Annotated in this window: 11 protein-coding genes and 7 tRNA genes; 6 read left to right on the forward strand and 12 right to left on the reverse strand. The window is 43.7% G+C overall.

From position 1 onward, the window contains the following. Positions 1 to 5 precede the first annotated feature (5 nt). From IEY48_RS09575 to IEY48_RS09625, 11 genes are all read right to left on the reverse strand, one after another. On the reverse strand, positions 6 to 1028 hold the full coding sequence (locus IEY48_RS09575) for a patatin-like phospholipase family protein (protein ID WP_188919658.1): 1023 nt from the start codon (positions 1026 to 1028) through the stop codon (positions 6 to 8). 186 nt (positions 1029 to 1214) lie between these two features. Continuing rightward, positions 1215 to 1289: transfer RNA gene (locus tag IEY48_RS09580), tRNA-Gln, on the reverse strand. Positions 1290 to 1341: 52 nt separating this feature from the next. Then, positions 1342 to 1426: transfer RNA gene (locus tag IEY48_RS09585), tRNA-Leu, on the reverse strand. A 106-nt stretch (positions 1427 to 1532) separates the two neighbouring features. Further along, positions 1533 to 1609 (reverse strand) — tRNA-Met (locus IEY48_RS09590). A gap of 5 nt (positions 1610 to 1614) precedes the next feature. Beyond that, positions 1615 to 1689: transfer RNA gene (locus IEY48_RS09595), tRNA-Gln, on the reverse strand. A gap of 23 nt (positions 1690 to 1712) precedes the next feature. Then, a tRNA-Gln gene (locus IEY48_RS09600) sits at positions 1713 to 1787 on the reverse strand. Positions 1788 to 1833: 46 nt separating this feature from the next. Further along, a tRNA-Leu gene (locus tag IEY48_RS09605) sits at positions 1834 to 1918 on the reverse strand. Positions 1919 to 1961: 43 nt separating this feature from the next. Then, positions 1962 to 2038, reverse strand: a tRNA-Met gene (locus tag IEY48_RS09610). Between the two features lie 201 nt (positions 2039 to 2239). Next, on the reverse strand, positions 2240 to 3331 hold the full coding sequence (gene ychF / locus IEY48_RS09615) for a redox-regulated ATPase YchF (RefSeq protein WP_188919660.1): 1092 nt from the start codon (positions 3329 to 3331) through the stop codon (positions 2240 to 2242). Between the two features lie 78 nt (positions 3332 to 3409). After that, positions 3410 to 3997: an aminoacyl-tRNA hydrolase gene (pth, locus tag IEY48_RS09620; RefSeq protein WP_188919663.1), complete on the reverse strand. Its 588-nt coding sequence runs from the start codon at positions 3995 to 3997 to the stop codon at positions 3410 to 3412. A gap of 151 nt (positions 3998 to 4148) precedes the next feature. Then, positions 4149 to 5366, reverse strand: coding sequence for an FAD-dependent monooxygenase (locus IEY48_RS09625; protein WP_229786379.1), 1218 nt, complete (start codon positions 5364 to 5366; stop codon positions 4149 to 4151). 444 nt (positions 5367 to 5810) lie between these two features. Between IEY48_RS09625 and miaB the strand changes: the two genes are divergently transcribed. From miaB to IEY48_RS09655, 6 genes are all read left to right on the forward strand, one after another. Continuing rightward, positions 5811 to 7235 carry a tRNA (N6-isopentenyl adenosine(37)-C2)-methylthiotransferase MiaB gene (gene miaB, locus IEY48_RS09630; protein WP_188919668.1) on the forward strand — a complete coding sequence of 475 codons (1425 nt, stop codon included), beginning with the start codon at positions 5811 to 5813 and terminating at the stop codon, positions 7233 to 7235. 161 nt (positions 7236 to 7396) lie between these two features. After that, a complete protein-coding gene (locus tag IEY48_RS09635) occupies positions 7397 to 8461 on the forward strand; it encodes a PhoH family protein (protein ID WP_188919670.1) in 1065 nt (354 codons plus the stop codon). After that, positions 8458 to 8925: an rRNA maturation RNase YbeY gene (gene ybeY / locus IEY48_RS09640; RefSeq protein ID WP_188919674.1), complete on the forward strand. Its 468-nt coding sequence runs from the start codon at positions 8458 to 8460 to the stop codon at positions 8923 to 8925. Before IEY48_RS09635 ends, ybeY begins: the two co-directional genes overlap by 4 nt. 45 nt (positions 8926 to 8970) lie before the next feature. After that, positions 8971 to 9849, forward strand: a complete 879-nt coding sequence (gene corC, locus IEY48_RS09645) for a CNNM family magnesium/cobalt transport protein CorC (protein ID WP_188919677.1) — start codon at positions 8971 to 8973, stop codon at positions 9847 to 9849. Between the two features lie 3 nt (positions 9850 to 9852). Next, positions 9853 to 11421, forward strand: coding sequence for an apolipoprotein N-acyltransferase (gene lnt / locus IEY48_RS09650; RefSeq protein WP_188919679.1), 1569 nt, complete (start codon positions 9853 to 9855; stop codon positions 11419 to 11421). A gap of 156 nt (positions 11422 to 11577) precedes the next feature. After that, positions 11578 to 11868 carry a DUF6482 family protein gene (locus IEY48_RS09655; RefSeq protein WP_188919681.1) on the forward strand — a complete coding sequence of 97 codons (291 nt, stop codon included), beginning with the start codon at positions 11578 to 11580 and terminating at the stop codon, positions 11866 to 11868. A gap of 18 nt (positions 11869 to 11886) precedes the next feature. Here IEY48_RS09655 and IEY48_RS09660 read toward each other — a convergent pair whose 3' ends face one another. Further along, on the reverse strand, positions 11887 to 12387 hold the full coding sequence (locus tag IEY48_RS09660) for a zinc ribbon-containing protein (protein WP_188919683.1): 501 nt from the start codon (positions 12385 to 12387) through the stop codon (positions 11887 to 11889). Positions 12388 to 12484: the final 97 nt, after the last annotated feature.

A 12484-nucleotide genomic window follows, 5' to 3' on the forward strand; every position in this document is an offset into this window, starting at 1 on the left:
CTTTTTTATGCCGTTAGCGACTGCAATCTGTCATGTTGAGTATCGAAGGCGGCTGGCATTACCTCATTGTCATTACCTCGTTGTAAAAACGCATTACCAGCAGCAATGCCAGTACGATAGTCTTGGCGCAAATCAGCATCAGTACTGCCCAGCAATTTACTTTGCAAAGTATCATCAGCAAAAATTTGCACAATTTCGACATCGGCTGGCGGATTAGCCATAAACGCAAGCTCCTCTTGATAAGCTTGTTCATGCTGCACTAGGTAATCAATGGTTTTAGGGCAATAACCTGAGACACAAATCCACGACTTAAGCTTATGCACCCAAGCCGATTGCGCTTGAAAGTCAGCATTTACCGTGCGGATCACCACAATCTTGCGCGCGCCACGTTGATAGGCCTCTCGCACTGGTAATGGCGCAGCCAAGCCACCGTCTAAAAAGAAGTCTTCTTGTAATGCTGGAGTTTGCTCTGCAGATTGATTCGCCGCATCCGACGTCAACCAGGGCGTTAACTTAACGCCTTGTTTATAAAGAAACGGTAACGCACTTGATGCCTTTAACAGCTCGCGCCAGTGATTGTTATCATCACTAGGGCTTAAAAAGTAGCCTTGACGGTCTCTGGCATTGGTTGCGGTAATTAATAATTGTCGCTGCCCCAGAGTTTTACTGGCGGTATCAAAATCTAACGCAAAGCTGCCACGAGTGGTTTTTTCAAAGTACCAATCTAAATCAACCACATGCCCGCCCACTAAACCTCGGCCTAACTGATAAAAACGTTTATGTCTCGACAAACCGCGGATTAAGCGTTTTGCATAACCTTTTTGTCTGGCTAAAAAACTGGTGAGATTTTGCGATCCTGCAGAGGTGCCAATAAATAAATCAAATGGGTCAAACTGAGCATCTAGCCACGCATCAAGTACCCCGGCAGTAAAAATACCACGCTGGCCGCCACCCTCAGCAATTAGCGCAGTCATGGGCTCTGATGCTTGCTTTGAAGAAGTGAATGGCGAGTTGACTTGGTTGTTCATCGTTGACCTGATACTGATAATGAATTGCATAAGGCAATTCTAAACAACTGTGTTGATGATGGATAACAGATAGAATCAATTGTGTTAATAGGAAAAGGCTATCAATACACCAAGGGCTGTAATGGAGTGAAAACATCAAAAAATAAAAAGCAAAAAGCCCGTCATTAAGACGGGCTTTTCACAATATGGCTGGGGTACCAGGATTCGAACCTGGGAATGCTGAGATCAAAACCCAGTGCCTTACCGCTTGGCGATACCCCAATTGAAATCTTTTATTGTAAAACAGAAGGTAAATCTATTTGACTAAATTTGATGGTACGGGAAGAGAGACTTGAACTCTCACACCTTGCGGCACCAGAACCTAAATCTGGCGTGTCTACCAATTTCACCATTCCCGCATCAAATTTTAACTCTGAGTATACCTTAATTTTTTTAAGTGTACACTTTGACTTTTACTATCGGCAAACAAGTACTTGGTTAAGCCCTCATTCTACCTAGTAAAAATGGTAGCAATAGCGGGATTTGAACCTGCGACCCCAGCATTATGAGTGCTGTGCTCTAACCAACTGAGCTATATTGCCAAAGATGGCTGGGATACCAGGATTCGAACCTGGGGATGCCGAGATCAAAACCCGGTGCCTTACCGCTTGGCGATATCCCAATAATCTTTTTCTAACTAATAAGTGGCTGGGATACCAGGATTCGAACCTGGGGATGCCGAGATCAAAACCCGGTGCCTTACCGCTTGGCGATATCCCAATCAAACTTTTTTGAAATGCCCGCCTAAGCCAGCCTTTCTAATAAATGGTACGGGAAGAGAGACTTGAACTCTCACACCTTGCGGCACCAGAACCTAAATCTGGCGTGTCTACCAATTTCACCATTCCCGCACTACGCTCATGTTTTACATCTTGAGTAAGATGTGCAAAGTAATGGTAGCAATAGCGGGATTTGAACCTGCGACCCCAGCATTATGAGTGCTGTGCTCTAACCAACTGAGCTATATTGCCACTACTTTTTGCAATCCCTCTTGGTGAGGAACGGGGCGTATTATGCTTATTCAGGTTATCGAGGTCAACTGGTTTTTTTCGCTATTTTCATCAATTCGTCTTGTTCGGCTATATCTTCACCAAACTGGATGCCGAATCGACAAAATAACCCCACTTAACTTACCTTTTGTCGCCTTACGCCCCTTTTATTCTCAATAACGCTTAAACGTTAAATAAGAAATGCATTACATCGCCGTCTTTAACGATATAAGTTTTACCTTCAACACGCAATTTACCGGCTTCTTTTGCGCCAGCTTCGCCTTTGTAAGTAATAAAGTCAGCGTAAGCCATCACTTGAGCACGGATAAAGCCACGTTCAAAGTCAGTGTGGATAACACCAGCCGCTTGTGGAGCCGATGCGCCAACAGGCACAGTCCATGCGCGAACTTCTTTAACACCCGCGGTAAAATACGTTTGTAAGTTTAATAATTCGTAACCTGCGCGAATAACACGGTCTAAGCCTGACTCTTCTATACCAAGGTCAGCCATAAATTCTGCACGATCGTCAGCTTCCATTTCTGCAAGTTCTGATTCAATCGCAGCACATACTGGTACTACTACTGCATTTTCACCCGCGGCAATCTCGCGCACCACGTCTAAATGAGGATTATTTTCAAATCCGTCTTCAGACACGTTCGCAATGTACATTGTTGGTTTAATGGTTAAGAAGTTAAGATAAGCAACAGCGGCTAACTCTTCTTTGGTTAATTCCAATGAACGCAACATTTTGCCTTCATCTAACACAGGGCGCATTTTTTCAAGTACGCTCACTTCAAATTTAGCATCTCCGTCGCCACCTTTGGCACGCTTGGCTTGACGAAAAATAGCTCGCTCACATGAGTCTAAGTCAGCTAAAGCAAGTTCAGTGTTAATCACTTCGATATCGCCTGCTGGGTCAATCTTGTTTGCAACGTGAACAATGTTTGGGTCTTCAAAACAACGTACCACGTGACCAATTGCATCAGTCTCACGAATGTTAGCTAAAAACTTGTTCCCTAACCCTTCACCTTTAGAGGCACCAGCCACTAGACCCGCAATGTCAACAAACTCCATTGTGGTAGGTAAAATACGTTGTGGTTTTACAATTTCAGCTAATGCGTCAAGACGTGAGTCTGGTACTGGTACCACACCGGTGTTTGGCTCAATAGTACAAAACGGGAAGTTTGCCGCTTCAATACCTGCTTGTGTTAACGCATTAAACAGCGTTGATTTACCCACGTTTGGCAAACCAACAATGCCGCATTTAAAACCCATATGCTTACCTTTATATATGTAGAATTATCCCACTGGATAATGATGTCGAATGAGGTGTTAAAACAAAACTCGCCGAGCTTATTCTGCTTTAAACGAATGTAATCTGTGCATGGCTTTCACCATGTCTTGTTTAAATAAAATCTCGGTGGAGCGCACCGCTTCATCAATCGCTGCATTAATTCGCTCTTGCTCTACCGCTGGCGCTCTGCCCAATACGTAGCCACTGACTTTATTTTTATCACCAGGATGACCAATGCCAATGCGCAAACGGTGGAAATTTTTGTCGTTACCTAAGCTCGCTATAATGTCTTTTAAACCATTATGTCCGCCATGCCCGCCGCCTAATTTAAATTTAGCCACACCGGGCTCCATGTCTAACTCATCATGGGCCACTAATATTTCTTCAGGTAAAATACGAAAAAAGTGAGCTAAGGCCGCAACCGACTTGCCACTTAAATTCATAAATGTTGTCGGGATCAACAAGCGTACATCTTTGCCGTGCAAAATGGTTCGTGCTGTGACACCAAAATATTTACTGTCGGCCACTAAAGGCACATTGCAAATACGGGCTAATTCTTGCACGTACCATGCGCCTGCATTATGGCGAGTTTGTGCGTATTCAGCACCGGGGTTTGCTAACCCAACAATTAGTTTAATGTTACTCATCACAACCTAGTCAATTTATTCACACAAGTGACTCTCATCAGTTGCGCAACAGTCTTTTTATGGATTGCATTTAATACAGCTGATGCAAAACGCGGCATTTTAGCACTCAAATGGCTTGTCAACAAACCACAAGTTTCGCTTACGACTTGGGCTAATTTAACCCTAGCGCATACTTTAATACTTTGCGCTTTATCGGTGAGTCGATATTAGCCAGCTTTAGTGCGCCATTACGTAATAGTTTTAATGGCAATAAGTCATTACTAAAGCTTGCATAAAAAGCATCCATGGCGGTCATCATTAATTGGTTATCGTAATAACGTGCCTGCTGATAACGTTTTAATACTGGTGCTTGCCACCATGTCTCACCACTGCCAATGGCATTAGCGACTTGAGCCACCAGCACATCAACATCTTTAAAGCCGATATTAACCCCCTGACCCGCTAACGGGTTTATGGTGTGAGCAGCATCGCCAAGAATCACTAAGTTATCTTGATAATACTGCTGTGCATGACGGCGAGTTAAGCTAAAGCTGCCGCTAGATTCAACACTAAAGTCCTTCTCTAATCGACTTGGGAAGTGCAGTTTAATTTGTTCAGCAAGTTGCAGTTTGTTTAATTGTGATAGTTGCTTAATACGATTGGCGTCGTCGTACCACACCAATGATGTGTGATGACCTGGTAAAGGCAATAAGCTTCTTGGGCCTGCTGGAGTAAACTGCTGCCAAGTGACAGATTGCTGCTCGGTTTGAGTGTGGATATTAATTAGCATTGCTGATTGAGCATAATCCCAACCGGTTACGCCAATCCCCGACCACTGACGCACTTGCGAGTTAGCACCGTCGGCGCCAACAAGTAGCCGTGTAGACAGTTGGCTGCCATCTTCTAAGGTCACTTCAATACGCTGTTGTGCAGATTGGCGCTTAAATTGGCTTACCTTGTGAGGGCATAATAAGTCTACATTATTCATTAGGCGGATTTGTTGCCACAAACACAGCTGTATCAGACGGTTTTCAAAGAAGTAGCCTAAATGTGTTTGCCCCACTTGCTCAGCAGTAAAAGAAGTTAAGCAGCCGTCCATTTCCCAGGTTTCTAAACCATCATAAGGTGCATGGCGCATAGTGAGTAGCGTTTCCATTGCGCCTAGGCGAGATAACAACTGCTCTGATGCCACACTGATTGCTGATACGCGCACATCTAATGGTTGTTCGGGGTCATAAGCTTGTGGCTCACGCGCTTCAATGACCGCGACGTTTAAGCCAAGCTGGCCCAGCCCAATAGCTGCGGCTGCGCCCACCATTCCACCGCCCACAATCACGGCATCGTATTCAGTTACGTGTTGGACATCTTGAGTGTCAGGCGTTTGTTGCATGGTGTTTATATCCATAAAAAGTGATGTGGCGGGTATGATCGCCAATTTAAAAATAAACCAGTAAACCCAATTTTATACTGGAAGAGGGTTATCAATGGACCACTAAAACGAGTCATTAGCGGACACCATCAAGATCACCGACTGAAAATGCGTTCGATTATGCCCTATATCAACAAACCACGGAAATACTGCTGCTGTTTAATCGTGATTTAGCCCAAAGTAACTTACTTGCGGTGCGACAACAAAGCCACAAAATGGCAGCTGAATTTACGATTTTTGTAGCACAATCAAGTCGTTTTAATGAAAATGATAAAACATTACTATTTTCAGGGTTATCAACAAGCTTATCGCTAAACGAGTGAAACTTGCACTAGTGCTAGCCATACGGCCAGACAACAGGTAAAATATCGCGCTATTTTTACTATGTTTTACCGGCGAGCACTGATGAGTAAAAAACTTCATATTAAAACCTGGGGCTGTCAGATGAATGAGTACGACTCATCAAAGATGGCTGATTTGTTAGACGACTATCAAGGTTATACCTTGACCGAAGATGCGAGCGAAGCAGACGTACTGCTGCTTAATACTTGCTCTATTCGTGAAAAAGCACAGGAGAAGGTTTTCCATCAGCTAGGGCGTTGGAAATCTTTAAAAGACAAAAATCCTAATTTGATTATTGGGGTGGGTGGCTGTGTGGCCTCACAAGAAGGTAAAGCCATTAAAGATCGCGCCCAATGCGTCGACATTATTTTTGGCCCGCAAACTTTACACCGCCTACCCGAGATGATCGATCAGATCCAACGCGGCGAAAAAGCGGTTATCGATATTAGCTTTCCTGAAATCGAAAAATTTGACCGTTTACCAGAGCCTCGTGCTGATGGTCCAACGGCGTTTGTATCGATTATGGAAGGTTGCAGCAAATACTGTTCTTTTTGCGTAGTACCTTATACTCGCGGCGAAGAAGTGAGCCGTCCATTAGACGACATCATTCTTGAAGTAGCGCAGTTAGCGGCACAAGGCGTACGCGAAGTGAATTTACTTGGCCAAAACGTTAATGCCTATCGCGGTGCTACTCACGATGACGAGATCTGTACCTTTGCAGAATTGTTGCGTTTAATCGCCTCAATTGACGGTATCGATCGTTTACGCTTTACCACCAGCCATCCGATTGAGTTTACTCAAGACATTATTGATGTGTATGAAGACACGCCTGAGTTAGTCAGCTTCTTACATTTACCAGTACAGTCGGGTTCTGACCGTATTTTAACCCAAATGAAGCGCGGCCATATGGCGATTGAATACAAATCAATCATTCGTCGTTTGCGTAAAGCCCGTCCTGATATTCAAATCAGTTCTGACTTTATTATTGGCTTCCCGGGTGAAACAGCTGATGATTTTGCTGACACCATGAAGCTTATCGAAGATGTGGCATTTGATCACAGCTTTAGCTTTATCTATAGCGCTCGCCCAGGTACACCAGCGGCTGACTTGCCCGATGATGTCAGCGATGATGAAAAGAAACAGCGCTTAGCCATTTTACAAGACCGTATAACTCAACAAGCCATGCGTTACAGCCGCCAAATGTTAGGCACTGTACAGCGTATTTTGGTTGAAGGCCCATCGGTTAAGAATCCAATGGAGCTTCGTGGTCGTACTGAAAACAGCCGCGTGGTTAACTTTGAAGCGCCGCACACTCACATTGGCAGTTTTGTTGATGTGAAAATTGTAGACGTTTACACCAACTCATTACGTGGCGAATTTATTCGTGGCGAAAATGAAATGGATTTACGCCGCAGTTTACGTCCGTCTGATATTTTAGCTAAACACAAGCAAGATGATGCTTTGGGTGTTACCCAATATAAGCCATAAGTCAGCTTGATTGTGAATGCAGTAATAAAGGCGGCTAGTCCGCCTTTATTTTTGCCAAAAAATCGGCATATTATGGTAATTCAATAAAGACACTCGTAAACTGTCTATATTGCGAGTCATATTTATTTTGTGTCGTTTTCGACTAAGCACTGGAGCCTTATTTGACCACTAAAGTCACTACCATGAACTTGTATCTAGAACCTTCAGATACACGCCGTTTAGCCTCATTATGTGGCCCATTCGATGACAACATTAAACAGCTAGAGCGTCGTTTAGGTGTTGAGATTATTCATAAAAACAATCACTTCACTATTGTTGGCCTACCGCGTAATGCCTTAAATGCTAATAATTTATTGCGCCAACTGTATATCGAAACCCAAACAGTCAAAGGCAGCACCCCAGATTTAGAACCCGAAGTCGTCCACTTAGCGATTCAAGAAGCGATCAATCTTGAAGCAGAACAAGAAAACGATGACAGCGGCGTGCATATTAAAACCAAACGTGGCGTGATTAAGCCGCGCACGCCAAATCAAAGCGTGTACATGCACAATATTACCCGTCACGACATCAGCTTTGGTATTGGCCCAGCCGGTACAGGCAAAACCTACTTAGCCGTTGCTGCTGCAGTAGACGCCTATGAGCGCCAAGAAGTGCGCCGTATTTTACTGACTCGCCCTGCTGTTGAGGCCGGTGAAAAACTCGGGTTCTTGCCGGGTGATTTAAGCCAGAAAGTCGACCCTTATTTACGTCCACTTTACGATGCACTGTTTGAAATGATGGGCTTTGAGAAAGTAGAAAAACTGATTGAACGCAGTGTAATTGAAGTCGCACCACTGGCTTACATGCGTGGTCGTACACTCAACGATGCATTTATTATTTTAGATGAAAGTCAAAACACCACGGTTGAACAAATGAAAATGTTCTTAACCCGTATTGGTTTTAATTCACGCGCGGTGATCACCGGCGACATTACTCAAATCGATTTACCTCGCAGCCAAAAATCAGGACTTCGCCACGCAATTGAAGTATTAAGTGAAGTGCCAGAAATCAGCTTTAACTTCTTTATTGCGCAAGATGTGGTGCGTCACCCTGTAGTAGCACGAATTGTTGAAGCCTACGAGGCGTTTGAGCAGCAAGAGCAAATCGAAAAAGCGGCAAAAGAGCAAGCTTACCGCGAGCGCGAGCAAAAACGACTGCAGCAAGAAAAACAGGACCCGGCCCAATGAGCCAAGCAATCAAATTAGACCTCGATCTGCAAATTGCAATCGAAGCCTCAAATCTGCCAACACAAGCAGAGTTTGAAACCTGGGTGCGCACCGCAATTGGTCAAACCATGCCAGAGGTTGAGTTGACCATTAGAGTGGTCGATATAGCCGAAAGCCAACAGCTTAATAGTACTTATCGCGGCAAAGACAAACCCACTAACGTGCTGTCTTTTCCTTTTGAGGCGCCGCCAGAAGTTGAACTACCACTTTTAGGTGATTTAGTGATTTGCGCAAAGGTGGTTGAACAAGAGGCTGCCGAGCAAAATAAACCCTTAAATGCCCATTGGGCACACATGGTCATACACGGCTGCTTGCATTTGCTAGGTTATGACCATATTATCGACGAGGAAGCCGATGAGATGGAGTCATTAGAGACCCAACTTGTTGAAGGCTTAGGTTTTACAGATCCCTATAAGGAAGCATAAATAAACGATATTTATCTGGTAGATAGACAAGTTTATAAAAATATTATGAGTGACGATATCCCCCCGAGTACAAGCGCCCACAAGAGAAGCTGGTTCGATAAAATCAACCAACTATTTCAGGGCGAACCTCAAAATCGCGAAGACTTAGTCGAGGTCATAGCAGGCGCTGAAATGCGCGACCTGATAACCGAAGACACTCGCGAAATGATTAAAGGTGTATTAGAGGTTTCCGACCTTCGTGTGCGTGACATTATGATCCCACGTGCACAGATAGTGACCATTCAAATAGACTGTAGCGTCGAACAATTGTTAGAAACGGTTATCGACTCAGGCCACTCGCGCTTCCCCGTCGTCAATGAAGATAAAGATCATATCGAAGGCATTTTACTGGCTAAAGATTTGATCAAATTCGGTTTTAAACAGTCTGATGATCCTTTTACTCTTGCACAAGTGATCCGCCCAGCAGTAGTGGTGCCTGAAAGCAAGCGTGTCGACGTACTCCTTAAAGAATTCCGCTCGCAACGTTATCATATGGCTATTGTGGTAGATGAATACGGCGGCGTATCAGGTCTTGTGACTATTGAAGATATTTTGGAAGAAATCGTTGGTGAAATTGAAGACGAATTTGACCATAACTCAGTAGAAGACACCGAAATTAAAAAGCTCAGCAATACGGTATTCATGGTTAAAGCGTTAACCGAAATTGACGACTTTAACGAAGCCTGCGGTACTCACTTCAGCGACGAAGAGTTCGATACCGTTGGTGGTTTAGTCTCACACGCCTTTGGTCATTTGCCTGAGCGTAACGAAAGTATTGTTATCGACAATATTGAATTCAAAGTCATCAACGCAGATAACCGCCGCTTAGTGCAACTTCGTGTTAAGCTACCCGACCCTAATCTTAGCGAAGAACTCGACGACTAAATCGTGTTAAACAATCAATCTGTATACTCTAACTTGAGTATTATCAGTCTGGTGACAGCATTTATTGCTGGCACCAGCACTGCATTATCTTTTGCGCCATATGAAATCTGGGCCGCTTTCCCGCTCGCACTGACTTTTGCACTATGGCAAAGCCAATCATTAACAGCTAAACACAGCCTGTACTACTGGCTAAGCTTTGGTTTTGGTTGCTTTGTTGTGGGTATCAGCTGGGTGCATGTCAGTATTGACACCTTTGGTGGCATGCCCATTGTCGTGTCGATGGCATTAATGGCTATCTTAGCGCTGTATTTAGCCATTTATCCTGCTCTGTGTGGCTATATACTCAGTAAACTATCCAAAACACGTCAACATGCCTTATCCCCATATTTAACCTATTTAGGCTTGTTCCCTGCATTATGGGTATTAACTGAATGGCTAAGAGGTTGGGTATTAACCGGATTCCCATGGATATGGGCAGGTTACAGCCAAACAGTTGGGCCATTAAGTGAGCTAGCCAGTTTTATTGGCGCGCTTGGACTGAGTTTTATTGTTGCACTAGTGGCTGGCGCATTGGTGTTACTCACACAAAAACGCCTATTACCTGTGTTAATTATTATCCCAATTTTAGCGTTAAGCGCATGGGCTGCACCGCAGTTAAACCCCATCGCGCCAAGCGGAAAGTCTGTCAAAGTTGCCTTAGTGCAAGGTAACATTTCCCAAAGCATGAAGTGGGAGCCCGACGCATTGTGGCCAACCATGCTGAAATACATGGACCTCACTCGCGCCCAGTTTGATGAAACATCCAGTGTAGATATTGTCATTTGGCCAGAAGCTGCAATACCAGCGCCTGAAGTCATGGTGGAAGACTTTTTATTCAATGCCAACCAAGTGGCCAACATCAACAATACTGCCATTATCACTGGCATTATAAGCCACCAGCAAGATGACTATTTTAACTCGCTAATTGTATTGGGCAACTATAATCAAAAGCAGCAACAGAGCGCAGATTACCTCGGTAATGGCGCTAATGAATTTAAAAAACATCATTTGCTGCCTATAGGTGAGTTTGTGCCTTTTGGTGATTTACTGCGTCCCATCGCCCCGTTTTTTAATTTACCTATGTCGTCATTTCAACGGGGAGCTTTCACCCAAAAAAACCTGACCGCAGTGGGTTACCATATTGCTCCAGCCATTTGTTATGAAATAGTGTTTCCAGAACAAGTTAGAGCAAGTGTAACCGAGCAAACAGACATGCTGTTAACCGTTTCAAACGATGCTTGGTTTGGCGCATCTAACGGGCCATTACAGCACATGGAAATAGCCCAGATGCGCGCTATTGAAATGGGTAAACCCCTGCTACGTGGCACCAACAATGGCGTCACCGCTGTCGTCGACCCATACGGGCACATCACAGATGCGATTCCACAATTTGAAACCGGCGTATTAGTCGCAGATGTCGCGCTATACACAGGCGAAACTTGGTTTAAAAAAATAGGTCAATTGCCTCTGCTAATATTATGCGGCTTTTTGATATTACTTGGCGTGGCAAATTATCTGCGTAAAAACCGTTAACGTTAATAATAATCTAAATAGGTTATCTCATTGAGGTAACCTATTTTTTTATCTCGTGCTTACTCCTATTCCCGTTGAAACCACTGGCATGGTTAAATATTGAACTATATTAACTTAGGTAACGTAATAGCTAATACACAGCCACTGGAGGTTACTATGCAACTATCAGAGATAAAGTCAGCCATTAGCCAGCAAGCGCAACACCCAACCATTATCAGTTATGCTGATTCAAACCATTACTTACTTGGGATAGAAGATGAGCAAGGGAATTTCAAGAGTGCTCGTGATAAAACAGGCAAGTTAATGAGCCTTAATTCCATTACCCAAGCGGAGGAATTACTTAAACAGCAAGGGATCCATTACGCCATGATTGAAATTCAAACGGCATACGATGAAATGATCGGTAACAGCAGCAGTCATCATTGCCGTTACCGAGTTGAGTTTTAACCTCACTAGCCATAGCCTTTATGGTGTGAGCGGCTCGCGTGAAAACTCATTATTGTCACATTTAGGACACTCGGGGATTACCCCTGGAAAATCGATTTGCATTTCGTGACCGCACTTATTGCACGTCAATTTACCTTGGTTAATGATTTCCCCAGATTTATACACCCCATGATGCTTAAAATCTTGTAATAGTTCATGCCATTCAACCTGGCTTCTGTCGGTAATTTCACTGAGCCATTGCCATAATGTGTTCTCAATACCAATGACTGTCGGGCTGAGACTCAAATTATCTTCATTTTTTTCATTTAAAAAGTTGGCAATGTCTCGCTTTAAAAATTCTTCTACTAAAGCTAACTCTTCTTCATCGGCATTTGATTTTAGTTGTAGATAGGCTTTTCCTTTGGTGACAGACTCAAACAAACTTTTAGCTGTCAATGAGTTATCTTGTTCAAACGTGGTTTTCACCTGTTCAAATAGTGATTGATATAAGGCTAATAGTGCTGAACTTTTTCCACTCATAGTTAATACTCCTTAATACGCACCTTTTTAATAGATCACTTCTGGTTTATTCTATGCAGTTATAAATCGCGCTGTTGAGCGTTAGATCAAACAATAG

Source organism: Shewanella saliphila, from assembly GCF_014648295.1.
Classification (GTDB): Bacteria; Pseudomonadota; Gammaproteobacteria; order Enterobacterales; family Shewanellaceae; genus Shewanella; species Shewanella saliphila.

Bases quoted from the DNA above. Each gene is read 5' to 3' on its own strand.
- IEY48_RS09575 (WP_188919658.1), bottom strand. From the start codon at position 1,028: ATGAACAACCAAGTCAACTCGCCATTCACTTCTTCAAAGCAAGCATCA.
- ychF (WP_188919660.1), bottom strand. From the start codon at position 3,331: ATGGGTTTTAAATGCGGCATTGTTGGTTTGCCAAACGTGGGTAAATCA.
- pth (WP_188919663.1), bottom strand. From the start codon at position 3,997: ATGAGTAACATTAAACTAATTGTTGGGTTAGCAAACCCCGGTGCTGAA.
- IEY48_RS09625 (WP_229786379.1), bottom strand. From the start codon at position 5,366: ATGCAACAAACGCCTGACACTCAAGATGTCCAACACGTAACTGAATAC.
- miaB (WP_188919668.1), top strand. From the start codon at position 5,811: ATGAGTAAAAAACTTCATATTAAAACCTGGGGCTGTCAGATGAATGAG.
- ybeY (WP_188919674.1), top strand. From the start codon at position 8,458: ATGAGCCAAGCAATCAAATTAGACCTCGATCTGCAAATTGCAATCGAA.
- corC (WP_188919677.1), top strand. From the start codon at position 8,971: ATGAGTGACGATATCCCCCCGAGTACAAGCGCCCACAAGAGAAGCTGG.
- IEY48_RS09655 (WP_188919681.1), top strand. From the start codon at position 11,578: ATGCAACTATCAGAGATAAAGTCAGCCATTAGCCAGCAAGCGCAACAC.
- IEY48_RS09660 (WP_188919683.1), bottom strand. From the start codon at position 12,387: ATGAGTGGAAAAAGTTCAGCACTATTAGCCTTATATCAATCACTATTT.